This is a genomic window from Desulfonatronum thiosulfatophilum, assembly GCF_900104215.1.
GTDB lineage: Bacteria > Desulfobacterota > Desulfovibrionia > Desulfovibrionales > Desulfonatronaceae > Desulfonatronum > Desulfonatronum thiosulfatophilum.
In genome coordinates this window covers 1-25,113 of sequence record NZ_FMXO01000003.1, presented here as the reverse complement: position 1 = coordinate 25,113, position 25,113 = coordinate 1, and the positions used below count along the sequence as shown (strand labels likewise).

Here is a 25,113-nt window from a genome sequence, read left to right as displayed (position 1 = left end):
GTTCAGCTTATCCCAGTGGTTTCCGTCCGCTCCGCGGCTGTTGTTTCGGCCAGTGCCCGCTGAACCACGTCGGGCGAAATACGCAGCAGACAATCCAGATGCCCGAGGGGACAGTGCCGCTTGAAGCAGGGACTGCATTCCAGCCCCAGGGAGACAATGCGCGAGGACGCGCTCAACGGCGGGGTGAAATTCGGATCGGAGGAACCGTACACGGCGACCAGCGGACGATCCAGGGCCGCGGCCACGTGCATCAACCCCGAATCGTTGCTGACCACGGCCGAGGCCAGTGCAATCAGATCCACGACCTGGGCCAGTGTCGTCCGGCCGGCCAAATTGACGCAGTCAGCCCCGGCCAAGGAAGACAGGGAACAGATCTCAACGGCCACGTCCTGATCCTTTTCCGAGCCCATGACCCAGACCGCCCACCCCTGGGCATGCATGGCCCGGGCAACCTCGGCGAAATGCCCGGCCGGCCAGCGTTTGGCCGGACCGTACTCAGCGCCCGGACACAGTGCCAAGACCGGACGGTCCAGATCCAGACCGAACGCAGCCAGTGCAGCCTGGCCGTCACAAGGATCGACTCGCAGCTTCGGAGGGGAAACGTCCGGCGGAAGGACAGCGTTTCGGGACAGTCCCAAAGCAACGAACCGCTGCACGGTCATGGTCAGGATGGACTTGTTCAGTCTTCTTATATTGTTGAGCAGTCCGAAGCGCCATTCGCCAAGATAGCCGGTTCGCCGCGGAATGCGGGCAACAAAGGGAATCAGGGCGGACTTGAAGGAATTGGGCAGGACAATGGCTTGGTCATATTTTCCGCGCAAGCTTCGGCTCAGTTTCAGCCGCGTTCCCAGCTCCAGCCGACCATGGCCCACGGGCATAATCACAATCCCGCGCACTCCGGGCATCCGTTCCAGCAAGGCCGCGCTCCAGGCCGGAGCCAGGATATCCACCACGCAGTGCGGGTCCTGGCGTTTCAATTCCTGCACCAGGCTCTGGGCCATGACCATGTCGCCGACCCATGACGGGCCGACCAGAAGGTATCGGGAAGGATGCGGGGAGGCGGCGGACGGTGCGGAGGAAAAGACAGGTGAATCGGGCGTCATTTATTCGGAAGTGAGCCAATGCCGCCAGAGGTCCGCGTACTTGCCCTGCGCCGTGAGGATGAACCGGATGGCTTCACGCACTGCTCCGTTGCCTCCGGTTGCCGCGCTGGTCCAGGCCGCCAGTTCCTTGATCTCGGGCTGGGCATTGGCCACGGCCATGGGCAGGCCGACCATGCGCATGGCCGCGGCATCCACCCAGTCGTCGCCGAGATAGGCGATCTGGCCCGGCTCCAACTGTTTGCGCTCGCAGATGCCCCGGATGATCGGCACCTTGATCTTGTGGCCGGGATGGTACTCCGTGATGTCCAGTTCCTTGATCCGCACACCTACAGCGGTCGCGTCCAGACCGGAGATCACCGCGAACTCCAGGCCCACGTTCTGGGCCATCTTGATGCCCAGACCGTCCTGGACGTTGAATCGCTTCGACACGGCGCCCCGGTCGTCATAGTACAGCCCGCCGTCCGTGAGCACGCCGTCCACGTCCAGGATCATGAGTGCAATGCGCCGGGCGCGCTGTTCAGGAGTCACGGGGCAGCCTCCAGATGTTCAACAGATCCGTCAGGAGCGCGGGCAACTTGTCCAGGGGCCAGCTGTTGGGCCCGTCGCACAGGGCCTGTTCCGGCCTGGGATGCACTTCGAGAAAAACTCCCGCGCACCCCGCGGCCACCGCGGCTTTTGCCAGGACCGGCACGAATTCGCGCTGGCCGTCCGAGGCATGGCCTTTGCCGCCGGGAAGCTGCACCGAATGCGTGGCGTCGAAGATCACCGGATGACCGTACTGCTCAAGCAGCGGAAAGGAACGATAGTCCACCACCAGATTGTTGTATCCGAAACTGGAGCCCCGCTCCGTCAGCCAGATCATGGAGTTGCCCGTGGAACGCACCTTGGCCACGGCCGGTCGCAGATCCCACGGCGCCACGAACTGGCCTTTCTTGATGTTCACCACCCGCCCCGTTTCCCCGGCGGCCAGCAGCAGGTCGGTCTGGCGACAGAGAAAGGCCGGGATCTGGAGCACGTCCGCCACCTTTCCCGCCACCTCCGCCTGCCTTGGCTCATGAATGTCCGTGATCACGGGCAATCCGGTCTCCTGTTTGATCCTAGCCAGCCACTCCAGCCCCTGTTCCAGGCCGGGTCCGCGGAAGGATTCCAGAGAACTGCGGTTGGCTTTGTCAAAGGAGCTTTTAAAGATCACGAGGAGCTGCTCGCGCCGCGCGATCTCGGCCAGGAAATTTGCCACTTCCAGGGCCAGCTCCAGGCTCTCCAGAACGCAGGGGCCGGCGATCAGGAACGGACCGGACTGAGAGCGTTGATACAGCTCTTGTGAATCATTCATGGGCTGTCCTGTTCTTGTAGTTGAGGCAGGCGCCGATGAAATCCCGGAACAAGGGGTGGGGCTGCAGTGGGCGAGATTTGAATTCAGGGTGGAACTGGCAGCCGAGAAACCAGGGATGCTCGGGCAATTCGACAATTTCCACCAGCGCGTTGTCCGGGGAAAGGCCACTGAGGACCATGCCCTTGGCTTCGAAAGCTTCGGCATACCGGCCGTTGAATTCGTAACGATGCCGATGACGTTCCTGGATCAGCTCGGTTTCATAGGCCGTGAAAGCCATGGTTTTTGGTTTGATGCGACAGGGATAGGCCCCCAGGCGCATGGTTCCGCCCTTGGCGCATGTGGAATCACGCTGTTGCAGGCACTGACGACGGTGATCATACCACTCGGACATCAGGTAGATGACGGGATCCGGCGTGGTCGGATCGAATTCCTCGGAATTGGCTGCGGGGAGGTTCAACACATTGCGGGCGAACTCGATCACCGCGCACTGCATGCCCAGGCAGATTCCGAAAAAAGGAACCTGCTCCTCCCGGGCATAGCGGATGGCCGCGACCTTGCCCTCCACTCCTCGATGTCCAAAGCCGCCCGGCACCAGCACGCCATGCAGCGCGGCGATTTTTTCAGCCACGGTCTCGACATCCACATCTTCGGAATTGATGTATTCCAGATGAACCGAGACATTATGGCTCACGCCGCCGTGGATCAAGGCCTCGTGCAGGCTTTTGTAGGATTCCCGCAGGTCGACGTATTTCCCGATAATGGCAATGCGCACCTCGTCCTTCGGCGCCTTGAGTCTTGTGACAAGATCCTTCCAGAGCGGCAGATGCGGATTTTTGGCCGGCAATCTTAAGAGGATGGCGATTTTCTGGTCCACCCCCTCCTCGTACAGGGCCAGGGGAACCTCGTAGATGCTCTTGACGTCGATGGCCGTGAACACGGCGTCCTCGTCCACATTACAGAATAGAGCGATCTTGGCCTTGATGTCCTTGCCCAGATCCACCTCGCTGCGGCACAGAATGATGTCCGGCTGAATGCCGATGGACCGCAGTTCCTTGACGCTGTGCTGAGTGGGCTTGGTTTTCAGTTCGCCGGCGGCCCGCATCAAGGGCACCAGGGTCAGGTGAATGTACAGGACGTTGTCCTTGCCCAGGTTGGAGCGCAACTGGCGGATGGCTTCCAGAAACGGCAAACTCTCGATGTCGCCCACGGTTCCGCCGATCTCAATGATCGCCACGTCCTCGTTGTCCTGGGCCACGCTGAGCACGGCGCTCTTGATTTCATCGGTGATGTGCGGGATGACCTGCACGGTGCCGCCCAGATAGTCGCCGCGCCGCTCCTTGGTGATCACGGAGTTGTAGATGCTTCCGGAGGTGTAGTTGTTGCGCTGGGACATGGAAATGTTCAAGTAACGTTCGTAATGTCCGAGATCCAGGTCCGTCTCCGCCCCGTCGTCGGTCACGTAGACCTCGCCGTGCTGGAAAGGATTCATGGTGCCGGGATCAACGTTGATGTACGGATCGAGTTTCTGGATCGTAACCGTCAGCCCACGGGCCTGCAGCAACGCTCCGATGGAAGCGGCCGCCAGCCCCTTTCCCAATGAAGAAAGAACTCCGCCGGTGACGAATATGAACTTGGTTTTCATACCGACTCCTATTAAAATGATGTCGCAAGCTGAACGCGATGAGAAATTACACAAGGAGAAATGCGTTATCCAAAAAACGATGCATTTTGCCCCAAAAAACTGTAAAAGGCTACCACGACCATTGTTGACGAACTGCCAGGTTGCATCTATCTCCTCAATTTCACGGAGAGTTGTTTCTTGAAATCAAATCTTAATTCACGACAGATGGAGACATAATCATGAGCAAGGTCAGGGTGCTGGTGCTTGCGGGCTACGGAACCAATTGCCAGCGCGAAACAGCCCACGCAGCCATGCTGGCCGGCGCGGACGAAGCGGTCATCGTCCATTTTTCCGAACTTCTTTCCGGAGAAGTGCATCTGGGCGACTTCAACTTCCTGATATTTCCCGGCGGATTCCTGGACGGAGATGATCTTGGAGCAGCTCAGGCCGCGGCCCTGCGCTGGCGCTATGCCCGAACCTCCTCCGGCAAGCCTCTGGTGGACGAACTTAAACGCTTCTTCGAAGCGGGCGGACTGATCCTGGGCATTTGCAACGGATTCCAGCTGCTGGTCAAACTGGGCATGCTTCCGGGAACAGGGACCGAGGACTTCCAGCGCCAAGTCAGCCTGGGCCATAACGACTCCGCACGGTTTGAGGACCGCTGGGTGCATTTGCGGACCGACAGCCAAAGCCCCTGCGTCTTCACCAGGGGCCTGGACAGGATGTACCTGCCGGTCCGGCACGGAGAAGGAAAACTTGTGCCCCGGGACGAGGAAACCCTTGCCGAACTGGAGCAAAGCGCTCTCGTGGCCCTGCGCTACATTCATCCGGAAAGCGGCGAAGCAACCATGGAATATCCGCACAACCCCAACGGTTCGCCCTCCGGGATTGCCGGCCTGACCGATCCATCCGGGCGCATTCTGGGACTGATGCCCCATCCCGAGGCCTTCAACCATCCGACCAACCATCCGTCATGGACGCGTGGAGATCAGGCGCCGCTGGGGATTGAACTGCTGGCCAACGGCGTCAAATACCTGCGGACTCAAATGTGATGCAGGGAGAGGACGTTCCTTGACACCCACTGAGCCATCTCGTAGAGCACCTGACTTCCGGGGCTTGCTGATATTTCGATGATATCCCCACACTTCGAGGATCCATGGGCGAAGCCGATGCGCAAAGCCCTGGACGAAGCAAGAACGGCTCGGGACATCGGCGAGGTTCCGGTGGGCGCCCTGGTCATCAATCCCAACGGCGAGATACTGGCAGCGGCCCACAACCGAACAGAGTCAGACGTCGATCCTTCGGGGCACGCGGAAATCCTGGCCTTGCGCCAGGCGGCGAAAAACGTCGGCAATCACCGCCTTACAGGCAGCGTTCTCGTGGCAACCCTCGAACCCTGCCTGATGTGCCTCGGAGCCATGGTCCAGGCCCGAGTGGCCGGCCTGGTCTTCGGAGCACGAGATCCCAGGGCCGGCGCCGTACTCTCGCGGATCAACGTCAACGACCTGGACTGGCTGAACCACCGCTTCTGGGTTCTTGAAGGCGTCCAGGCCGAAGAGAGCGCAACCTTGTTGCGAGAATTCTTCACTCAGCGTAGAAACAGAACGCAGCCGACGGGTTCTGTTTGAAGTCAACTTCCGGAGAGGTACCGAAGTGGCCGTAACGGGGGCGACTCGAAATCGCCTTGTCCCTTAACCGGGGCACGTGGGTTCGAATCCCACCCTCTCCGCCATCATTGCTTAACCACCTGATATTCCAAAATCTGAGGCACAACAAGGCTCTTCAACACAACATGCTACCCCTGACTGCTACACATCAGGGGCATGGAAGAGTTGATGCTGAAGCAAACACACCTCCTCAAAAGGCGAGGATCGAACTCCTACTATCTACGGTGTAGGGTTCTCCTGGACCTCCTCCAGCACTACCACCCCACTAAAGAGATTTGGCCACGCGTTCATCAATCCCAAGGAGACTTGTACATTGAGGAGATTGAAGTGAAGGGCTACCCAGATGCAGCGGCAAGGAAGAAGCTGGAAGCAATCAAGAAACAGCATCCAGGGCTTGACTGCGGATTTATTTCAGGATGGGAACAAAAGAGCGAGGCCTGAATTAGCTTAAAGGGGAGGGTTGGGAGACCTCTCCCCATTTATCTGTTAATTTTAATCCATCCGAAATAACCATTAACTAAAAGGGTTCTTCACCGCAAAATTCTAAATGGGGAATTATTATCTGTTGATATTTGAAGTGTTTTTTCACTATCAGCAGAAATAACTACAATATCGAAATGGAGAGGACGGCTTGCATTTCCCTTTGCGTCGTAAACTTGTACGGTTGTTCTCCAATTTCCTATTGGTCCTTCAATGTATACAATTGACGCATAATATTTATCAGGGCTTGTCTGTTTTTCAAGGGGAAATTTCAGGATATCGCTAGGCGTTTCAGAATTTTCGCTGTTGGATGTTATTCTAAAACTTACCACATCCAAGTCAGGATCAAACACGTGCATGCTAATAAAATAATATTCTCCAATTTGTAATGTTGCCGTCTTGCCCTCAATAAGTGGTGTTGGAGTTATTCCTACGTCAACAATAACCGGGGCCGTTCCATGTGATTCATATGATTCATCATCACTCCCACCTCCACAACCTGATAAAAAAAGTGAAAGCAAAACAAAAACACTCGTTAAAATTATCCGAAACATTGATCTCTCCCTTACACTTGTGTCCAAAAAAATATGTCTCAACTAATATCAATAATGATAAAATATTTTATTATTACAAGTATCACTCCTGTGTCAAATACGAGATAACATGAATTTTACGAGAAATATTGAAGAGATAGCGGGTTTTCTGCGCAAGCCGTCTAATCCTGGACTGCATTCTACATCAGAAGTGGTTAATAAGTCTAAATAAGTAGAACGGTTGGCTTCATTGTAGGCATCTCCTCCACCAACTTAACAAGCGCATCAGCCACGAGCGAGGCATGCATGAGGATTCCACCCCGGCGTTGCCACCACCATGGCGTGCATTTTGCGCAGCTCAAGCATTTCCCTGACCCATGACGAAAAAGATAACCGCGTTGACAGAAGCGATTCATAAAGCGCGCAGGGCAGCCGGATGGCCTGGTTCGAAGCGCTTGGCCATCGTTACGATACTTGACGATTCGGCTATTCCCGAAACAGCCCTGTTGATTGAAGAAAGTCTGGCACGGGACTGTCAAAAAAAAACCGGAGGAGGATGCGGCATGGTCGTACCTTCAATAGAGGATGTCGCCCTTGTCAAAGCCCCCTTCTCCGATTTGTCCGCCAGGTGGATGCAGTGGAGGCCATTCTTTGTCCGAAAAAGGAGAGCGTCCGTCTGAAGGACAACCGCCCGCGTCAGCCCAGGCGCAATAGGAGGTTTCCGGCCACCTGGCGGCGGTAGTCGGCCGTGGCGCGGATGTCGTCGATGGGGCTGACCGCTTCGCGGATGAGGCGGGCGGCCTGGGTGAGGGCGCTTGGGCTGAGCTTGCGACCGACCAGGGCCTTTTCCGCCTCGATTGGACGAACCACCGTGGGGCCGACGCTGCCCAGGGCCAGCCGCGCTTCCTGGACGATCCCCCGCGGCCCGGTGCGGACCAGTGCGGCCAGGCTGACCACGGCAATGGCCAGGGCGTTGCGCCGGCCGACTTTCTCGAAATGCTGGACCTGAAAGCCCTCGGCCAGGGGGACGCAAATTTCGGTCAGGATTTCAGCGGCCCGCAACGCGATCCGGCCCGGGCCGTGAATGAAATCGGCGATAGGCAGACGGCGTTCCGTATCGCGGGAACGCAGCACGACCTCGGCTCCCAGGACGTACAGCGGAGTCAGCCCGTCCCCGGCCGGGGAGGCGGTGCAGATGTTGCCGCCAAGGGTGGCCATGTTCCGGATCTGCGGACCGCCCAGATGGGCCAGGGCCCGGACCAGGATCGGCGCGTGTTCGCGGACCAGGGGCGAGTCCAGGCAGGCCCGGTGCGTAACGCAGGCCCCGATGCACAGCATGCCCCGCTCCACGTGGATGGTTTGCAGCTCGGGCAAGCGCTCCAGGCAGATCGCGGTGTCGAAGCGCCCCAGGCCATTCCTGAGGCGGACCAGCAGATCGGTCCCCCCGGCCATGAGCGCCGCGCCGGGATTGTCCGCCAGCATGGCCCACAACTCGTTCATTTCGCGGGGCAGCAGAACAGCTTTCATGCCTTTTCCTCCGGTTCGACTCGGTCTTGCTCCCGGGCCACGGACTCCACCGCGTCCACGATTTTCTGGTACCCGGTGCAGCGACAGAGGTTGCCGGAAAGGGCCTCGCGGATGGCCTGGCGGTCCGGACAGGGCTTTCGGGCCAGCAGATCCGCGGCCGTTACGACCATCCCGGGCGTGCAGTAACCGCATTGCACGGCCCCGTGCTCGGCAAAGGCCCGCTGGACCGGATGCAGGTTCGGATGCAGGTTCGGATGCAGATTCGGATGCGGGTCCGTGCCCGACCCCAGTCCTTCCACGGTGACGATGGATCGTCCCTCCAACTGGACCGCGAGCATCAGACAGGACAACTTGGGCACGCCGTCAACCAGCATTGTACACGTCCCGCATTCCCCACTGCCGCAGCCTTCCTTGGTTCCCAACAGTCCGAGATCTTCGCGCAGCAGATCCCCCCCCCGCCGGTCGGGTTCAGTTTCCAGTTCCAATGGCCGACCGTTAATAACGCAGCGCACGATCATTTCTTCCTCCGTTTCATGGCCTTCAGCACGCGTTCCGGGGTTAACGGGGCTTGGCAGACGTCAGCGCCGCACGCTGCATGCGCGGCATTGGCCACGGCGGGCAGGGGACCGTTCATGCCCACTTCGCCCACGCCCTTCATCCCAAAGGGGCCGCTGGGTTCTTCCACGTCGCAGGCCGGCGAAACCATGTCCGGCACGTCCAGGGCAGTGGGAATAATGTATGTCGTCAGGGTGTCCGCCCGCACCCGGCCTTCCTGGATATGCATGTCCTCGCTCAGAGCGTAGCCCAGCCCTTGGGCCACGGCCCCGTGGACCTGCTGCTCAAAGGCCTGGGGATTGAGTACCCGCCCGGCCTCGGTCACGGCCAGATACCGGCAGACCTCCACCGCGCCGGTCAGCTCGTCCACTTCCACGAACGCCGCGTGAGCCGCATGAGCGAACAGCAGGTGCGGGAAACCGATCCGGAATTCCCGTCCGCCGCTGACGGCATCCGGGGCCACGGGCATGAACGCCTCGGCCACGGCCTGGCGGTCGGCCTGGGAAAAGAAGGCCCCCAGCCTGGTCAGGGGCAGGTCCCGGCCCGTGGGCAGATGGCGGATCAGCCCGGGCAGCAGGGCCAGGTCCCTGGGTTCCTCCAGAAAAAAGAACATCGCGGCCCGGGCCAGGAGCTTGGCCTTCAGGTCCTCACAGGCCGGAATCAGAGCCTTGCCAAAGGTGTATGTGGTCCGTCCGGCGGAAGAGGATCCCGACGGGTGGCAACGGCTGGTATCGGGTTGCACCATCTCCAACCGGGAAGCGTCCTGGCCGAGGATTTGTCCGGCGATCTGGGCATAGGCCGTGGCATTGCCCTGGCCCATGTCCGCTACCCCGCTGAAGATGCGGAACATGCCCTCCGGCGTCAGCTCGACCTTGGCTATGGCCGAGTCCGGCAGACCCCGGCCGTAGCCCATGGCATTGTGCACCGCGGCCAGGCCCACGCCCCGGCGCTTGAAACGCGGGGCCTGAGCCACCCAGGCTTCACGTTCGCGCCACAGGGAATGCTCGGCAACCTTGTCCAGGCAGTCCCTGATGCCGGTCGACCCGGTCACGGTCACGCCGCAGGCGTTGCGATCCCCCCGGTTCAGGGCGTTTTTGCGCCGCAAATCCAGGGGATCCATACCCAGTCGGTTCGCCAGGCGATCCATGATCCGTTCCATGCCGAAGCTGACCTGGGCCACGCCAAAACCGCGCATGGCTCCGGCCACCGGATTATTCGTGTATGCAGCCCGACCTTCGATCTGGACGTTGGGCACGCGGTACGGCCCGGCGGCATGTTCCAGCCCCAGGGCCAGCACCTCCCCGCCCAGATGGGCGTAGGCCCCGGTATCCAGCAGCAGGCGGCAGTGCAGGGCCAGCAGGGTTCCGTCCTTGTCCGCACCCAGTTCATAGTTCATCCGGGCCGCATGGCGGGTGTATCCGGCCAGAAAGCTTTCCTCCCGGTCCCAGCACATCTTCACGGGGCGGCCGTTGGCGTGCATTGCGGCCAGGGCCAGCAGACACTGCACCGTGGCGCCGTCCTTGCCGCCGAAACCGCCGCCGAGATAGGGCGCGACAACCCGGATCCGAGTGGGGTCCAGGCCCAGGGCGTGACCGATCTCGAAGCGGTCCCGAAACGGAGCCTGGGTGGAGACGACCATGTGCAATATGCCCTCCTCGTCCTGCCAGGCCACCCCGTTTTCCGGTTCCAGATAGGCGTGGCGCTGGGCCGGAACCGCATACCCGCCGCGCACCCGTACCGGACAGTCGGCCAGGGCCGCCTTGCCCCGGCCCGTGATGATGGACGAGCCGACCAGCAGATTGCCCTCGTCCCGCCCGTCATGCACCAATGGCGCGCCTTTTCGCAGGGCCGGTTCCGGGTCGAACACCGCGAGCAAGGGCTCCAGGTCGACACAAATCGCAGCCAGGGCCTCGGCCAGCGCGCTCTTGGTCTCCGCCAGGACCAGGGCCACGGGATCCCCGCAATGGCGGACCTTGGTCCCGGCCAGCACGGGCTGGTCCTTGTGCAGGATGCCCTGGCGGTTGGTTCCGGGCACGTCTTGGCGGGTCAGGATACGGATGATTCCGGGCAGGGACTCGGCCCGGGAGATGTCAACGCTTCGGATTCGGGCATGGGGAACCCCGGCGCGGCGAGCCCCTGCCCAGAGCAGGTTCGGCGGATACTCATCCACGGCGTAGCGTTCCGTCCCACAGGCCTTGGCCAGACCGTCGATACGCGGTACGGAACGTCCGATTTCCAGCTGGGGAGCGGGCGCAAGGTGTTTGAAGCTCATGAATAGGATCCTGGTTGACGTTCAAACAGGCAAGGCATACCAAACGCAAACACGTCGTTGTCCATGGTGCTTGCATGCAGCTTTGGCTGCTGATTCCGTGATCTGTCAAGTGCCGCGTCGGAAGGAATGTCGGGATGATGCCCTATGCATCCTTCGCGACGTAGGGTAACAGTCCGTTGAAAACCCCCAATTGCTGCGTTGCTGCAAAAAGATCAAACTCTCACGTATGACTAAATACGCTTCGATCTTGTTTTTTTTTGCTCCTTGCACTTGGGGTTTTGAACGGACTGTGGAGTAGGACTTTTTCAACTTTCAGGTAACACATAAAAGTGCTGTAGGCCGGTGGTGCATGCCGCACGACCTCCAGCACTTAGGCTGTATCATGACCATGAACACCTCCGCCGAATCGCCAGATTCCCTGTTCAGCTTTGAATTCGTCGCCTTGAGCGCCATAAGCTTTCTGGCGTTCTGCAACCTGTCCCTGTTTTACGGCTTCAACGCCTATCTGGAGGGGCTTGGGGTGACGGCGGCTTGGCGCGGCGTCCTGATCGGCCTGGAACCAGCCACGGCCTTTGTCCTGCGACCGATCATCAGCCCATGGCTCACGCCCCGCAACAGCGTCCAGATCATCGGCGTGGGCCTGGTCCTGATCATGCTTGCCCTGCTCGGGTACTCCCAGGCTGAAAATCTGTGGACCCTGGGCCTGATCCGGATGCTGCACGGCGCCGGCTTCGTGGTGATGATTTCGGCCTGTATAAACGTGCTGGTTCTTTTCATTCCCGAAGGCCGCAGCGGGCAAGGGTTCGGGGTGTTCTCCATCACCACCCTCCTGCCGTACGCGGTGCTGCCGCCCCTTGTGGAGCCGCTGCTGGTCGCGTTCGGCGACGCCTCACGGGTTTACTCCCTGTTTTCGCCCTTGTTCGTGCCGGCCCTGTTTCTGCTGCCGGCCGTAGGTCGCGGGGTCCGCCGCCGCGTGGCCGACCTGCCGGACAAGGCCATGCAACGTCCACGGTTCAAGGACATTGTCGAGGATCTCCGCACGCCAGGTATTGCCAGGCTGCTGACGGCCAACCTGCTGTTGTTCATCGCCACCACCACGGTCTTCTTCTACATGAAGGATCATCTGTCGGCCCTGGGTGGCGGCAACCCAGGTTTTTTCTTCAGCATCTCCACCGGTGCGACCATTCTGGTGCGCATCGCCTGCGGCAAGCTTCTGGACAGGGTCAACCGGGCGGCCATGCTCGGGCTGTTTCTGCTGGCGCTGGCCGTGTGTTTTCTTCTCTTCAGCCTGGCTGAAACCCCGGACAAGATCCTGATCCTGGCCGGACTGTACGGCGTTTGCCTGGGGTTTGTCATGCCCCAGCTCAACGCCGCCATGTTCGTCATCTCACCGCGGCATCTGCGCGGTTTGAACACGAACATGATGCTCTTCACCATGGACGCGGGCTACTGGATGGGGCCGGTACTGGCCGGGACGCTGCTGGCCATGGGTGTGGCCTATGCGGAATTGTTCCTGGCTTTCGCGGTTCTGCCCCTGGCTGGATCCGTGATCGCCTGGAGCATGGTCGGACTGCTGCGGGTCACGCAACACAACGCGGAAAAATGATCCCGAGGAGACGCTTTCCTGGTGCATGGCCGCGTCAACCTTGGGGGAGAGGGGACCAGGGGAATTTTGTTCTCACCAAATTTTTCCTGCAAAGACGGCTGGTTTACCCTGTTTGGAACGGCTCGAAACTCCATCACCGGCCTCGTACCATCAAGCCGTTGCGCTTTAATAACAAGATGTTGTGCTCGTTGCGATGGGCAACGGCTTGAAGAACGATTCCTGGTTCAGTCAGACAGGCGAAGCCGGTCGATCCGTCCCAAACAGGGCAAACCAGCCTCATAACTTCAGGTAGTTACGTGAGAACAAATTTGCCCTGGAGAGGGGCTGTTTTTTCCTGCTCCGCCCTGATCCGCTCCAGCAGGGCCCGGGCCTTGTCATTATGCAGCCTGATGGCGGCATAGTCCGGCCGCTCCAGGATCTTCTGCATCAGCAGCCCGTCGCTGTCGAACCAGCGCGGCAGGTAGCCGCCCAGGAACCATCCGTCGGCGCACAGCCGTTCGACGGCCCCGCCCACCTCCGCCTGCCCCAGGTTCAGGAATGCCTGGAGCGTCACGCACCCTTCCCGCAGGGCCTCGCTTTCCAGCCCTTCCAGAACACGGGAAAAATCCGCGCCCAATGAGGGGAACTGGAACCGGGCCGTGCCCGTGCCGGGAAAGGCCTGCACCTGGTGAACGGTCTGGCCGTCCGTCGGCAGGGTGTCGGACGCCTCGGCAAACGTGCGCTGGAAATCCCGGTCCGCCAGGATGAAATCCAGAATATCCCGGTGCCTCTCAGGCAGGTGGACCCTGTGCGGTCGGTCCCGGACGGTCTTGAACTGCAGGAAGCAGGACATCCGGCCCGAGGCCCCGTCCCAGCCCTGGCTCGGGGGCAGTAGGCCCAGCTGCACGGCGTAGTCGGCCATCTTCGCCTGGACGCCGAAGAGCTGGGTCACGATGTGATTGGTCACGGGCTCGGCGTAAATCCCTTCAACGGGCAGGCTTTCCGCCAAGGGTCCGTGGACGTACGTGTTGATCATCTCGGCGATGTTTCGCCTCCGGTGGCTTTTCAGCACCAGATACTGCCCCACTTCCAGCAGCCCGGCAAAGGGCGGCGAGCTGCGGTAGAGCGCTCCGTGGGCGACAATCACCCCGTCCTCGGTCTTGCAGACCACGGAGCTGAGCTGTTGCTCCCGGTTCAATTCCAGAATCCGCCGCGGAATATAGTAGTCCTCCACGGGATAGGCGTCGCCGTAGACCGCGTGGTAGAGTCGGGACACGCCGATTTCGTCCCCCGGGGCGAACAGGCTGAGCGTAACCTCCTGCTCCACGTCCGCCGTCAGCGGGTCGGCCGCGAAGCGTTCGACGAAATACTGCTTGTCTTCGGGCATGATCGATCTCCTTCCTGTCAGTGCAGGGCCGCGACAACGCCGCCCACCGCCTGCACGGTCCGGCCTTCAGCGGCAATGTCACGGGTCAGTTTTTCCACCAGAACTTCCAGGGACTGCTCGTCGTCGTTCCAGATCAGGGGGCGGGAATCCTGCTGGGTATGGCCCAGGACATCCAGCACCGCCTGGTACAGGCCCGCGCCGGCGGGTGAGAGCAGGGAGCGCGGGTCGTGGCTGCCGGACATCCGGGCCGCGCGCAGGGACACGGCCTGGACCCCGAAGATCAGGGCCATGGCGGTGTAGGATTGCAGGGAGCGGATGGATGTGCGGGCCAGGACCGCGGAGTTGAAGCCCTGGCTGTTGATGTTCTGGTTGAACTGCTCGGCGTGGGTCGGGAAGCGGTCGGCAATGGGCGCACCGTGGTAGGACAACAGGGGCATGATGGAGTTGGCCGCGATCTGCAGGCCCTTGAGCCCCATGTTCACCTTGCGCTCCGGGTTGCCCACCAGGGACGCCGGCAGGCCGGCGTTGAATTCCGGAGCCGCGAGCAGGGCGATCTGGGTGTCCATGTGCTTGGCCGCCAGGCCCAGGTAGTAGCGCAGATGGTCCATCCACACGGCCACGTACTGGCCGAGGAAGTTCCCGCTGTGCAGGCTCAGGCAGTTGTCGCCGTCGATGAGCGGGTTGTCGTTGGCCGAATTCATTTCGGTTTCCACGGCCGCGGCGGCCAAGCGCAACCCGTCCAGCACCGGGCCCACGAACTGGGGCAGGCAGCGCAGGGAATAGCGGTCCTGGGCCGGCTGCCCGTCCAGCACCTCGTGGTGGCCGTCCAGCTCGTTGCGGCACATGGCTGACCCGTCCAGGAGCCGGAGCATCAGCTCCGCGGCCAGGACCTGGCCGGGATGCGGCTTGAGCTTCTGGATGAAGGGATGAAAGGACTGGTTGGTGCCGCGCAGGGCCTGGATGACCAGGGCGTGGAAGCCCAAGCACAGGGCCGTCAGGCGGCGGGCGTCGTAGAGGCAGTTGGCCGCGATCCCGGTCATCACCGAGGTGCCGTTGACCATGCCCAGACCCTCCTTGGGCCCCAGGGTGAAGGGCTGTAGGCCAAGGCGCTCCAGGGCCGTCAGACAGCTCACGGTTTCACCGCGCATGTCCACCTGGAAGCAGGGATCAGCCCCGACCAGGGCCCCGGCGATGGTGGCCAGGGGCGCCAGATCACCGCTGGCCCCGATGGAGCCCATGTCGCGAACCAGGGGCGTCACGCCGCTGTTCAGAAAGAGTATGACCCGGTCAATGAGTTCCCGGCGCACGCCCGAGGCCCCGCGCAAGTGGGAATTGACCCGCAGGAGCATGGCCGCGCGCACGTCCTCCAGGGGGAGATATTTTCCGGCGCAGACGTTCAAAAAGCGCAGCAGGTTGTTTTGCAGGGCGCAGAGGTCGCTTTCGGGGATGGTCACGTCGGCCATGCCGCCGAACCCGGTGTTCACCCCGTAGATGGGCTCGCCGGTGCGCACGGCCCATTCGATGAACGAGGCCGAGGCCTCGACCCGGTCCAGCACGGTCCGGTCCGCGGTCAGCCGGACCGGCCTGGCGTATCTGGCCCCGGCCACCACTTCATCCACGGTCAGCCCTTCGCCGGACAGAACCACTTCCTCGATCCGGGCGGCCTGGAGCCATTCCCGGTCCAGGGCCGCGGCAGGGACGGGCCGTTTGAGCGGCGAGGCGCAGGCCGGGTTGGACTCGATGTCCCGCAGGATCAGATCCAGGATGCGGTGGGCCCGCTGGGAATAGAGCTTGATGGAATCAGCCACGGGCATGTCCAGGACCTTTTGCATCAGCAGGCCGTCGGTCTCGAACCAGCCCGGCAGCAGCCCCCCCAGGAAATAGCCCTGCTCGCGCAGGGCGGTCACGGCCTGGCCGCACCAGGACTCGCCGAGATTGACGAACACCTGGAGCACCCGGGCCCCGGACGTGCCGGTTCCGGCTCGGGAATCCGGCGCAAGGGCCTGGGACTCGAAACCAGCCAGGCTGCGCTCGAAATCCGGCCCCAGGGTCAGGACATGCATCCGGGCCACCTGGGCAAAGGCGAAATATTCCGTGGAAACCCGGGTGGCGATGCCCGCCGGGGGCTCGTCGTCGCCCGGCAGCACGAGGCGGTCCAGCCGGGCGTCCTGCAGCAGATAATCAACAGCTTCCTGGTAGGCGGCCGGGACATGCAGCCGACGCTGTTCATCCCGGGTCCGGCCGAACAGCAGGAGCGTGGAAACGCGGTCGTCCGGATGCTCCGTGGTTCCATAGGCGGCCGCGGGCATCAGCCCGATTTCCAGGGCCGTTTCCACCAGCCCGCACATGGCCGCGAACTTCTGGGTGACCACCTGATGGCAGGGGGCCTCGCTGAAAAAGACCTCCACGCCGTGCCGGGGAATGAGCGCGTCGCGGATGAACTCCTGCAGGGCCAGGGGAACCTGGGTGCCGCGGTAGGCCGGATGGACCACGTGGGAGCCGATTTCATAGACGCCGTGATGGGGCGCGGAGCTGCGGAACAGACTGCCGTAGCCGACGATGTCGCCGCCAGGGGTGCGGGCCACGGCGCTGTGGACCAGGCCCAGCCGGTTCTCCTCCAGCAGCCGCTCCGGGATGTAATAGGTCTCAAAGGGAAAGGAGCCGCCGAACACTGCGTAAAAGAGCCCGGCCACGCCCCAGGCGTCGCCCATGCCGTCGCCCATGCCGCCGTCCATGCTGCCTTCTGAGCGCAGCCCGTCCACGGTGAATGTCTGCCCAGGTTCGATTGTCCGGGCTTCGGCTTGCAGCCTGGACAGGGCCTGGTCCAGGGTCATGGCCACCTGCCTGGTGTCAACGGTCCAGTCGGCCGGCTTGCCCATTTCGTTCTTGGGCAGTTCCGGGCCAAAGGTGACGGCGCCCGGCTGCTCGACCCGGTACAGCCGACCGGCCAGATGGACGCGCAACGCGTCGCGCATTGCCGGGCCAGGCGTGAACCCGTCCTTGAGCACCACGAAGGCCTTCAGCCGGTCGCCCTCCTCCCGGCGCATCAGCCGCACCGCGCAGTCGGCCACGGCCTCATGGGCCAGCAGCGCCTCCCGGACCCGGGCCGGATAGACGTTGATCCCGGCCACCTGGACCGCGCTGTCCAGGCGCTTCTTGACGAAAAACCGGGTCTCGTCCACCCATTCCAGGGCGTCCTGGAAGGCAAAGGGCTCGGATTGGCCGCCGTCTTCCAGGTCGCGCACGAACTGGTCCTCTCCGAATCGTTTCCAGGTGGCCATCAGGGTCAGGGGATCGTCGGGATTGGAGCGGTGGCCCATGGCCCCGCTTTCCGAGGATCCGTAGATCTCGAACATCACCTGCAGCCCTTGGCGCTTGAGGGTGCGGATGATTTCCGGCGGACACGGTCCGGTGGACGTGACCCCGATCACCCCGGCCGGAAAACGCTCCTTGGTTTCGGAACACAGCCTCCAGATGTGCGGGAACCCGATCAGCGCATCCCCCGGGGCCAGATCCTTGATGATCCGCGCGGGCCGCTTGAAGCGCAGGTCGCACCGTTGCGCCCCCAGAACCTTGGGAATCAGAACCGTGTAGATGAAGCCGTAAATATGGTGCGGCGGGACGAGGCCCAGAATCCGTTTGGTCCCCTGGAGCATTTCAGCCAGATGCAGGGCGTCCTGCTCCAGGAAGTAATAGTCCCGTACAATGGGCTTGGGCTCGCCGGTACTGCCCGAGGTGTAAAAGGTGATCACCCGGGGCCTGGGCCCGACCTGTTCCAGCAGATGCCCGGCCCACTGGCCCAGGGTGGCCAGCCCGCTCAGCCCGGCGGCAACCTCGCCGGTCAGTCCAAAAAATCCGCCCACCCGGGAGGCAACCAAGGCCAGTTGGTCCGGGGGTATCGCCAGGGGTTCCTGGGCCAGGGCGCTGTCCGGAGTAAGCAGCAACTCATCCCCGAACACGTCGGACGTTTTGCGCAGCTTCTTCAGTTCGGCATAAACAACGGCCCGCGTAAGATGAAAATAGTCGTCCAGATCAAGAGATATCTGCCCCATGGCGAGGGTCCTCCGAGGTGAGTGGATGTGAGGGTGAACGGGGTTACTGGTTTTTTGCCGAACGGTCGCGGTCGGAGCGGATCAGCTCCAGAAGCCTCCGCGCCGCTTCGGGATGCAGCTTGATCCGGGAAAAGTCCGGTTCCTTGGCGAGTTTTTGCAGCAGCAATCCATCCTGATCATACCAGAGCGGTAGCAATCCGCCCAGGAAATACCCCTTGGTCCGGGCCGCGTCCACTGCCCCGGTGCAGCCCGGTCGCCCCAGGGGCAGCACGATCTGATAGACGTGACGTTCCGGGAAGTCCTGTTCCATCCGGGCCAGGACGGCGCCGAAGTCCGGCCCGATCCGGTCCACGGTCATTTTGACCAGATCAGCCTTGTCCATGTGCTGCACTGCGGCCTCGGTGAAGTCGGCCATGTCAGCCGGGTTGATTGTTCCGGCCAGTTCGGTCGGGCCGGGGTCGTCCCGGAATTCGCGATCCAGGTCGCGGCTGGCGTACAGGGCGCGCAAAACATCGGCGTAGTGACGGGGAAGATGCACGGCGTGGGGCCGGTCCCGCAGGATGATGAACCCGTCCAGCAGGCTGATCCGGCCTGAGCCCGGTCCGGCGTGTTCTTCGGGCCTGGGCGGCATGGCCTCGATTTCCAGGGCGCCGTAGAAGCTGTTGTATTTGATGCCCATTTTCTGGGTGGTGACATGGTCGCAGACGGTCTGCCCGTAAATGACGTCCACTCCCAGGCGCTCGGGCGGGGCGGTATTGATCCTGGCGACCAGACGCATGGCCAGGGAAGAGGTGCGGTAGGCCGGATGCACGATCCAGGATCCGGCCTCCATGATCCTGTGTCCCGGAGGGTTGCGGAACAGGGCGTACAGGCCGACGATATCGCCCTTGTCCGTGCGCCCGAGCACCTGGTACAGATCCGGCCCGGCATTCAGCCGGACCAGCTCCTCCGGATCATAGACATAATCCACCGGAAACATCTCGCCGTACACAGCGTGGAACAGCCGGGCCACGCCAAGTCCGTCTTCGGGCCGGAACTCGTCCACCACGAACTTTTGGCCGGGTTCGATGACATGGGGCGCGGCGCGCAAAGCCGCGAGGCATTCTTCCCTGGATTTGGGCATGGGGTTCTTCCTTTTCAGTGCGATGGGCGAGTTGGCTGCGAGGCGAAAGCTTTGGTAATTGCTCAAAAGGGCCGGGCAAACCCCCAAATTGCCTCTGCCCCTGGATTCCCGCCTGCGCGGGAATGACTGAAATGGCACGTTCTCTCAAGCTCGTCATGCCCGCGAAGGCGGGCATCCAGGTCATGCTTGCCACAAGTTTTTGAGAAGTTACGGAAAAAGCTGCTTTCCAAAAACATTGCCCCGCCCTGTCGGGTGGAATCAATCTCGCCGATAGGCGGCGAGTTATTTGGCTTCCGCATCTTTCCAGCGGAAGACAAAATCTCTTCTTGGCGACCTTTGCGCCCTGAGCGAAGCGGGCGGTTCAACTCCGAAAGTGTCAACAGGTTTTGAACCATCCCCGGGCGACGGACGTCTAATCGGTGCTCGCCCAGTTTCCCAGCTTCAAGCCGGGAATGCGCTGGAAATGTTTCTGGTTGTTGGTGATCAGGGTCAGATTGCGGGACAAAGCCGTGGTGGCGATGATCACGTCCAGATCCGCAAGCCGCACACCCTGGGCTTCGAGGGATGCCTTGATTCTGCCAAAAGCCTCGACAACCTCCGCACCTGGAGCAAGGAGCGGATAGGACGTTTCAATGGTTTTGAGCCGGGCAAGGTTCGCATCGACGTTTCGCGACTTGTAGGCGCCGTAATACAGCTCCATCATGGTGATGGTGCTTAAAAACATGGGGTCGTGGTAATGGATGCGGAGGTTGGCAAGAACCTCCGCCCTGCCTTTCAAGGCATAGATCACGATGTCGGTGTCCAGGAGAAACATCAAAAACCGTCCTGGAAGCGTTGGCTGTTGATTCGGGATGCGTTGATTTCTTCCATGATGCATTCCGCCGGGCGGTCGTCCTCCCAGGACCCGGCAAGCTGAAGAAGCGTTTCAGCGGGTGAAGATGCGGCCCGCTGGGCAGTGCGGGCCGCAAGGTGGGATTTGATCAACAAAATGACCTCCTGGCTCACGGACCTGTTCTCCACGGCAGCCTGTCGTTTCAACTGGTCATACAGACCGTCGTCAATGCCCTTGACCTGCAGATTTGCCATGTGCTCATCCTCCTGCATACACGTTTTGCATGAAACTTTAGGACTGGATCATGCCTCTGGTCAAGCAGAGCCTGAACCGACAGTGAACAGGAATAACGCAAGACGTTCCACCACTTTGCGCTATTTTGCGTCCCGGCCCCATCGACTGTGAGGGGCGCTTGAGCAACGAGGTGCAGGCGGGCGTGGCCTTTGCCGGATTGTCTCGGCGGAGGCGGCGATGGCGCCCTCTCCTGTTTCATTCGCTTGCGCCCTTCCTGATAATACCAGCGCAGCGCCTCTCGACGAACCGCGAAACGATCATGAGCCAGATACGATTGCTTCCACTACAAATGTCGTTTAATGGCTTCAACATTTGGTACGTATCGTTTCCCGAAGCCAGTACTGGAATTTACGGTGTATCCAGCATTTCCTCCGAGGTTGGCTTTATGCCCCGCTCTTGTGGTGAGTATTTGGCTGCCGCATAAAGCTAACTTCAGCTCGAAGCATAAAGCTGACCTCGGAGTCAAGAATGATTTCACAGTCATTTCTCAATACATTGAAATAACGTGGCAAATGCGGACTATTTTTTAAAAAAAGCTTGCCGAATCAGCAGGTGTTAAGGGCGGGAATTTGGAGGGGCGGATTTTTGTGAGTTCCGCATAATAACACTGTTAGGTCTAAAAATGAGAGAACGTCTGTCAAAATCGCCAGTCGGTGAATTGCTCACGCTAACCGATGATATAGGAATCTATGACTGTGAGAACTTTTTCCTTGAAGGGGCCATTAAGCGCTACCCTTTTTCTCATTGGTTGGACCACCTTGCTCCACTGCATGTAAAGCTCTTGGATGACTATCGAGATAGATCATACAAATCTGGGGACGATTTTGAGCCACTTAAGGATGCGCTTGTCACTAATCTCCGGAACGGGGGTTTCGAGGACCAGGCAAATGAGTTGGCAGATGCATTAGATGAGAAGGTGTTAAATGGCCTCATTGTGCGGCAGTATACGGAAGAGACAGGCCTCTACCCCGCGATCAATCAGCTGCTTCGGAAGGGACATTCAGGTGAGGACGTGTCGGGGTCACCATTGACACCTTGGATTTGTCAATTGGCGGTTGCACTACGAAACTTTCCTGAATTTGTTGGAACCAGTTATCGGGGAACTGAAATGAGTGAGGCGAACGCCGACAAATACTTCCCTGGTGAAATTTTTATTTGGGCTCCTTTTACATCTGCGTCAAAGAAAATCGATTCTTGCTTTGGGGGAAATGTTATCTTTGAGATAGTCCCAGTGTCAGCGCTTTCTGAGCGAGATAAACGTGCCCCAAGAGATATCGCTGGTCTTTCTGTATATCCGTCTGAGGAGGAAGTCCTTTTGCCAATGTGTTGCGCGTACCGACCGACTTCAGTCGAACGACGGGGAGACGTAAGACATATTCGAGTGGAGATTCTTGACCACAATTGACCTAACAAGGCAAATTAACTCGGATGCAAATTCCGCTGCGCTCCATTTGCACCGGTTATTTGCAACGTTCTGTAGTCTGAAGAGGAATACATGGATTTAGTAGAAATATTAATTTCATCAATTGGGTCTGCGGCGTTGTTAGCCGCCTTGGCTTGGCTTTCGAAGAGTTGGATAAAAGCGCGCTTAGAAAACGCCATTAAGCATGAGTACAGCCTTGAATTAGAGAGCCATAAAAATGAATTGAAGGAAAAAACTGACAAGGAACTCCTCGAGCTAAAAAATAAGGCAAATATTGAGTTTGAGAAATATAAAGTAAGAATAGGCCCATACTCAGAAAAACAGTTTGAGCGGTACAACGAGCTTTGGGTGAAAATGGTTGAGCTAAAAACCGGTATGAATGAATTATGGGATCACGCCGAGGGTAGCGCACTTAAAAAGTTTTCCCGTGACTTGCGAGACTTAGTTAATACGCTAGAGAAAAGTGCTTTATTAGTCGAGCCAGAGCACTATGAAGAGCTAATGGAGTCGATGAATGTATTTGCGAATTATCAGATTGGGAAGCAATCACTGATAAACCTGAGAAAAAGTACAGGCGACAGGTACGTGCAGGGTGTAACGGAGCAGATATCTGAGCTTATCGAAAGGAACGAGGGGAACCGTATGAGATTGCTTCGGGCGCTTGATAGACTCATGGATGCGATGCGCAGACAGATAAATGGGGGCATCGGGTGATACAGAACAAGGCCATGCACGCGACAAGCGCGTGATGGCAGCGTTAGGCATAACACTGTGGCCATCGAACTCTCTTCTAGAGCCCATCTAGCGCGCGCTAAAGAGCACGCGGCTGCTTCGGATCCCCATCGACTGCTCTACGCCGCATTAGAACTGCGGCTATCGATCGAGGCTCGGCTACACGACTACGCGGAGCGCGCAGGCGAGTTCATTCGCATCCCCGACAATGTTTGGCAGATCAAGGAACTCCGGAAGCGAGTCAGTTCAGTATTCAGCGCTAGCGAAAAGCCGCTGTCTCTTCGATTGGTGAACAAGAAGGACAAGAAAAAGGTCGAGATATTTTATGTGCCTGTCTCGACGCATGTGCAGAAGATTGGCCAGCGTTTGGGAGATTACTTACACTCGGCCTCGCTCGCCAAGCTATCGAAGCCAGCACAGTTCGATGCGTTTTGTGAGCTAGTGAAAGACGGAATCATGGAGATGGAGTTTGTCCATACGGGCATATTACGCGGTCCTCCGCTCCAGCGTGGTGACGGCTCCATCACTTTATCTCTGGAGATGGGCCATCAGCCGGAAGCCGACGCGCTAGTCTCCGCAGTAGGCGATGAGGCGTTGATCGAGATGCGCGTCGTGGTCACCGAAAAGACACCAAATGGAATTAAGATCAGACCGGCCTAACAAGGCGATGCAGAGAATGCCCATGTCTGTCACGTTCTGTGCTGTCGCACAGACCGCGGCAGCCACGGTCATCTCTGATATTTGACGTTATGCACCGCAAGGAAGAGTTGATGCTATTCATATGCGAGTATTCCTAGGGTCTACGTATTCGGATCTCCGAATGCACAGGGCGAGGACGATCGATGCTCTGCGTGCGCTGGCTGTTCATGTCGAAGCAATGGAATTGTGGCTTGCGAAGCCGGACGATCCGTTGACGGTCTGCTTGGACTTGGTTGGCAAATGCGACGTGTACGTATGCGTTGTCGCCCAACGGTATGGTTCAGAAACGGCAGATGGGTTGTCATACACCGAAACTGAGTACGATTTGGCTGTCGAGGCGGGCAAGGCGGTTTTGGTCTTCATCAGCGACGATGATCACCCCATACCCCCCAAGTTCGTAGACAAAGGGGAAGCCGCGACGAAACTGGACCGATTTAAGGCGAGACTGCGTGATCGCCATCTCGTAACGAGCTTCACAACGGCCGAGGACCTAGCCCATCGGGTGGTCGAAAGCGTGAGAGGTCTACTTCACGAGCGTGGCGTCAAGGACGCAGAATTGCTCGATCTACGGGATTTCTGGGACAAGATTGAATCGCAGTGGGAGGCGCTCGACCCTCCAGACTTGAGAGTCGATTTTGTCAAGGAAGCGGATCCTCTTCAGTTACTAACCGGTCTTGAAGAACAGATTGCGGGAATAGAGAACTTCCACCGGGTAATTTCTGAAAGTTACGGACGCCTCGAATCCGACCTGCACGAGTTCCTGGGTCGTATAGGGTGCGACCCAGCGAAGATCGACGAGGTCCCCTATTACGAAAATCCGTTCTATTCTCGGGATTGGGAATGGGTTACGCTATTCCCGAATCGCCTACGAACATGCGAACTGCTTTTGGCGCAAATGCGAGTCAAGTGGCTTGAGGAAATTGGGCAGACGGAACGGTGGACCCCAGAGCACGAGCGGCACCTTCGGGAGGCCAAGAGGGCGTTGCAGAGGGCTGTCAGTCAGGCTGTTCTCATTGATTGATACGCCAGGAAACATGCGGGAGCGGTGCATAACGAGGGATTGCACCTGACACCGCGCTTCGCGCGGCGCAGGTGAATCCCAGAGGGGGCAAAAAGGGACATCCATGATAAGAAAGTCAAGTGGGAAGATGGAGATTCCCTGACATCCCGGTTTGAGAATTCCGGGTGCTATGAAATGTTGCCCGCAGCCGACGTTTTTATTCTCTCGCTTGGGTCGAGATTAGGGCAAAAAGGGACAGGCTAAATATACTTGACAGGCGCGGATATTCACGTTTACGTTCACTTTCACCTGCCAACTCAAGACCTCCCGGAGGAGAGCATGGGACGCATAGCCAGATTTGTACGAGACGACCGACCTACCATCTATCACGTCATGTCCAGAACGGCCTTGGATGGCTTTCCATTGCAGGACGTCGAGAAGGACCGCCTCATGGCCATTGTGGCCAGGCTTTGCAAATTCTATTTTGTGGATTTGCTTGGGTTTTGCCTGATGGGCAATCATTTCCATCTGGTGGTCAGGATGCACACCGAAGAAGCGGCTACGGATGCGGAGATCGTGAAGCGATTCAAGAAGCAGTTCGGGGAGGATGCCGTAATCTTGCCGCACCAAGTACAGGACTATCGGCGGCGGCTGGTTAATTTGGGGGCCTTCATGAAGGATATCAAGCAGGGTTTCACCCGATATTTCAACAAACGCAGAAACAGAAAAGGCTTTTTCTGGGGCGATCGGTTCAAGAGTCTGATTGTCCAAGAGGGCGCCAGCCTGGTCAATTTGCTGGCCTATGTGGACCTTAATCCCGTCCGGGCCGGTTTGGTGCAGAAGCCCGAGGACTACCGCTGGTCCGGCCTGGGATATCTGGTGCAGCGAGGGAACC

The 25,113-nt window shown here is 59.5% G+C and carries 21 protein-coding genes and 1 tRNA gene; 9 read left to right on the top strand and 13 right to left on the bottom strand.

The features are described from left to right. Positions 1–2: 2 nt before the first annotated feature. From waaF to BLP93_RS02800, 4 genes are read right to left on the bottom strand one after another with little or no spacing between them, the layout of a single operon-like run. Positions 3–1,103 (bottom strand): lipopolysaccharide heptosyltransferase II, encoded by a 1,101-nt coding sequence (waaF, locus tag BLP93_RS02815; RefSeq protein ID WP_092117027.1) that lies wholly within the window; start codon positions 1,101–1,103, stop codon positions 3–5. Next, positions 1,104–1,631, bottom strand: a complete 528-nt coding sequence (locus tag BLP93_RS02810) for a KdsC family phosphatase (RefSeq protein WP_092117025.1) — start codon at positions 1,629–1,631, stop codon at positions 1,104–1,106. Next, positions 1,621–2,436 (bottom strand): 3-deoxy-8-phosphooctulonate synthase, encoded by an 816-nt coding sequence (gene kdsA, locus BLP93_RS02805; RefSeq protein ID WP_092117023.1) that lies wholly within the window; start codon positions 2,434–2,436, stop codon positions 1,621–1,623. Before kdsA ends, BLP93_RS02810 begins: the two co-directional genes overlap by 11 nt. Then, positions 2,429–4,078, bottom strand: coding sequence for a CTP synthase (locus tag BLP93_RS02800; protein WP_092117021.1), 1,650 nt, complete (start codon positions 4,076–4,078; stop codon positions 2,429–2,431). The genes kdsA and BLP93_RS02800 overlap by 8 nt, the downstream gene beginning before the upstream one ends. A gap of 218 nt (positions 4,079–4,296) precedes the next feature. On the opposite strand from BLP93_RS02800, the gene BLP93_RS02795 reads away from it, so the two are divergent. The 4 genes from BLP93_RS02795 (at position 4,297) to BLP93_RS02780 (ending at position 6,165) form a co-directional block, all read left to right on the top strand. Further along, positions 4,297–5,109 (top strand): phosphoribosylformylglycinamidine synthase subunit PurQ, encoded by an 813-nt coding sequence (locus BLP93_RS02795; protein ID WP_092117019.1) that lies wholly within the window; start codon positions 4,297–4,299, stop codon positions 5,107–5,109. 78 nt (positions 5,110–5,187) lie between these two features. Then, positions 5,188–5,685, top strand: coding sequence for a nucleoside deaminase (locus BLP93_RS02790; protein ID WP_092117017.1), 498 nt, complete (start codon positions 5,188–5,190; stop codon positions 5,683–5,685). 11 nt (positions 5,686–5,696) lie between these two features. Next, a tRNA-Ser gene (locus BLP93_RS02785) sits at positions 5,697–5,789 on the top strand. A gap of 103 nt (positions 5,790–5,892) precedes the next feature. After that, entirely contained in the window at positions 5,893–6,165 is a 273-nt protein-coding gene (locus BLP93_RS02780; RefSeq protein ID WP_092117015.1) for a PDDEXK family nuclease, read from the top strand. Between the two features lie 89 nt (positions 6,166–6,254). On the opposite strand, the gene BLP93_RS16555 is transcribed toward BLP93_RS02780, so the two are convergent. The 4 genes from BLP93_RS16555 to BLP93_RS02760 form a co-directional block, all read right to left on the bottom strand. Then, positions 6,255–6,758, bottom strand: coding sequence for a hypothetical protein (locus BLP93_RS16555; RefSeq protein ID WP_139162894.1), 504 nt, complete (start codon positions 6,756–6,758; stop codon positions 6,255–6,257). Positions 6,759–7,433: 675 nt separating this feature from the next. After that, the gene (locus tag BLP93_RS02770; RefSeq protein ID WP_092117011.1) at positions 7,434–8,264 is read right to left on the bottom strand and encodes an FAD binding domain-containing protein; all 831 of its coding nucleotides are present in this window, start codon (positions 8,262–8,264) and stop codon (positions 7,434–7,436) included. After that, the gene (locus BLP93_RS02765; RefSeq protein WP_092117009.1) at positions 8,261–8,782 is read right to left on the bottom strand and encodes a (2Fe-2S)-binding protein; all 522 of its coding nucleotides are present in this window, start codon (positions 8,780–8,782) and stop codon (positions 8,261–8,263) included. The genes BLP93_RS02770 and BLP93_RS02765 overlap by 4 nt, the downstream gene beginning before the upstream one ends. Then, the gene (locus BLP93_RS02760; protein ID WP_092117007.1) at positions 8,779–11,091 is read right to left on the bottom strand and encodes a xanthine dehydrogenase family protein molybdopterin-binding subunit; all 2,313 of its coding nucleotides are present in this window, start codon (positions 11,089–11,091) and stop codon (positions 8,779–8,781) included. The genes BLP93_RS02765 and BLP93_RS02760 overlap by 4 nt, the downstream gene beginning before the upstream one ends. A 382-nt stretch (positions 11,092–11,473) precedes the next feature. Between BLP93_RS02760 and BLP93_RS02755 the strand changes: the two genes are divergently transcribed. Beyond that, positions 11,474–12,697: an MFS transporter gene (locus tag BLP93_RS02755; protein WP_161946175.1), complete on the top strand. Its 1,224-nt coding sequence runs from the start codon at positions 11,474–11,476 to the stop codon at positions 12,695–12,697. Between the two features lie 292 nt (positions 12,698–12,989). Here the strand turns inward: BLP93_RS02755 and BLP93_RS02750 are convergent, their stop codons facing one another. The 5 genes from BLP93_RS02750 to BLP93_RS02730 form a co-directional block, all read right to left on the bottom strand. After that, positions 12,990–14,063 carry a hypothetical protein gene (locus BLP93_RS02750; protein WP_092117003.1) on the bottom strand — a complete coding sequence of 358 codons (1,074 nt, stop codon included), beginning with the start codon at positions 14,061–14,063 and terminating at the stop codon, positions 12,990–12,992. Between the two features lie 17 nt (positions 14,064–14,080). Next, positions 14,081–18,115, bottom strand: coding sequence for an aromatic amino acid lyase (locus BLP93_RS02745; protein ID WP_092117001.1), 4,035 nt, complete (start codon positions 18,113–18,115; stop codon positions 14,081–14,083). A gap of 43 nt (positions 18,116–18,158) precedes the next feature. Then, positions 18,159–19,238, bottom strand: a complete 1,080-nt coding sequence (locus BLP93_RS02740) for a hypothetical protein (protein WP_092116999.1) — start codon at positions 19,236–19,238, stop codon at positions 18,159–18,161. A gap of 412 nt (positions 19,239–19,650) precedes the next feature. After that, positions 19,651–20,052: a type II toxin-antitoxin system VapC family toxin gene (locus BLP93_RS02735; RefSeq protein WP_092116997.1), complete on the bottom strand. Its 402-nt coding sequence runs from the start codon at positions 20,050–20,052 to the stop codon at positions 19,651–19,653. Further along, on the bottom strand, positions 20,052–20,324 hold the full coding sequence (locus BLP93_RS02730; protein ID WP_092116995.1) for a hypothetical protein: 273 nt from the start codon (positions 20,322–20,324) through the stop codon (positions 20,052–20,054). Before BLP93_RS02730 ends, BLP93_RS02735 begins: the two co-directional genes overlap by 1 nt. 1,535 nt (positions 20,325–21,859) lie before the next feature. Between BLP93_RS02730 and BLP93_RS02720 the strand changes: the two genes are divergently transcribed. The 4 genes from BLP93_RS02720 to BLP93_RS02705 form a co-directional block, all read left to right on the top strand. After that, positions 21,860–22,501: a hypothetical protein gene (locus BLP93_RS02720; RefSeq protein WP_092116991.1), complete on the top strand. Its 642-nt coding sequence runs from the start codon at positions 21,860–21,862 to the stop codon at positions 22,499–22,501. Between the two features lie 57 nt (positions 22,502–22,558). Beyond that, complete coding sequence (locus tag BLP93_RS02715; RefSeq protein ID WP_092116989.1) at positions 22,559–23,179, top strand: hypothetical protein; 621 nt, start codon at positions 22,559–22,561, stop codon at positions 23,177–23,179. A 121-nt stretch (positions 23,180–23,300) separates the two neighbouring features. Next, entirely contained in the window at positions 23,301–24,239 is a 939-nt protein-coding gene (locus BLP93_RS02710; protein WP_092116987.1) for a DUF4062 domain-containing protein, read from the top strand. 318 nt (positions 24,240–24,557) lie between these two features. Continuing rightward, on the top strand, positions 24,558–25,113 hold a 556-nt coding region (locus BLP93_RS02705), incomplete at its 3' end, for a transposase (protein ID WP_208596550.1).

What these genes read in the sequence shown, in the direction of transcription:
- kdsA (WP_092117023.1), bottom strand. Translation starts at nt 2,436, where the DNA reads ATGAATGATTCACAAGAGCTGTATCAACGCTCTCAGTCCGGTCCGTTC.
- BLP93_RS02765 (WP_092117009.1), bottom strand. Translation starts at nt 8,782, where the DNA reads ATGATCGTGCGCTGCGTTATTAACGGTCGGCCATTGGAACTGGAAACT.
- BLP93_RS02755 (WP_161946175.1), top strand. Translation starts at nt 11,474, where the DNA reads ATGACCATGAACACCTCCGCCGAATCGCCAGATTCCCTGTTCAGCTTT.
- BLP93_RS02720 (WP_092116991.1), top strand. Translation starts at nt 21,860, where the DNA reads ATGGATTTAGTAGAAATATTAATTTCATCAATTGGGTCTGCGGCGTTG.
- BLP93_RS02760 (WP_092117007.1), bottom strand. Translation starts at nt 11,091, where the DNA reads ATGAGCTTCAAACACCTTGCGCCCGCTCCCCAGCTGGAAATCGGACGT.
- BLP93_RS02770 (WP_092117011.1), bottom strand. Translation starts at nt 8,264, where the DNA reads ATGAAAGCTGTTCTGCTGCCCCGCGAAATGAACGAGTTGTGGGCCATG.
- waaF (WP_092117027.1), bottom strand. Translation starts at nt 1,103, where the DNA reads ATGACGCCCGATTCACCTGTCTTTTCCTCCGCACCGTCCGCCGCCTCC.
- BLP93_RS02710 (WP_092116987.1), top strand. Translation starts at nt 23,301, where the DNA reads ATGCGAGTATTCCTAGGGTCTACGTATTCGGATCTCCGAATGCACAGG.
- BLP93_RS02750 (WP_092117003.1), bottom strand. Translation starts at nt 14,063, where the DNA reads ATGCCCGAAGACAAGCAGTATTTCGTCGAACGCTTCGCGGCCGACCCG.
- BLP93_RS02790 (WP_092117017.1), top strand. Translation starts at nt 5,188, where the DNA reads ATGATATCCCCACACTTCGAGGATCCATGGGCGAAGCCGATGCGCAAA.
- BLP93_RS02780 (WP_092117015.1), top strand. Translation starts at nt 5,893, where the DNA reads ATGCTGAAGCAAACACACCTCCTCAAAAGGCGAGGATCGAACTCCTAC.
- BLP93_RS02800 (WP_092117021.1), bottom strand. Translation starts at nt 4,078, where the DNA reads ATGAAAACCAAGTTCATATTCGTCACCGGCGGAGTTCTTTCTTCATTG.
- BLP93_RS02730 (WP_092116995.1), bottom strand. Translation starts at nt 20,324, where the DNA reads ATGGCAAATCTGCAGGTCAAGGGCATTGACGACGGTCTGTATGACCAG.
- BLP93_RS02735 (WP_092116997.1), bottom strand. Translation starts at nt 20,052, where the DNA reads ATGTTTCTCCTGGACACCGACATCGTGATCTATGCCTTGAAAGGCAGG.
- BLP93_RS16555 (WP_139162894.1), bottom strand. Translation starts at nt 6,758, where the DNA reads ATGTTTCGGATAATTTTAACGAGTGTTTTTGTTTTGCTTTCACTTTTT.
- BLP93_RS02740 (WP_092116999.1), bottom strand. Translation starts at nt 19,238, where the DNA reads ATGCCCAAATCCAGGGAAGAATGCCTCGCGGCTTTGCGCGCCGCGCCC.
- BLP93_RS02745 (WP_092117001.1), bottom strand. Translation starts at nt 18,115, where the DNA reads ATGGGGCAGATATCTCTTGATCTGGACGACTATTTTCATCTTACGCGG.
- BLP93_RS02795 (WP_092117019.1), top strand. Translation starts at nt 4,297, where the DNA reads ATGAGCAAGGTCAGGGTGCTGGTGCTTGCGGGCTACGGAACCAATTGC.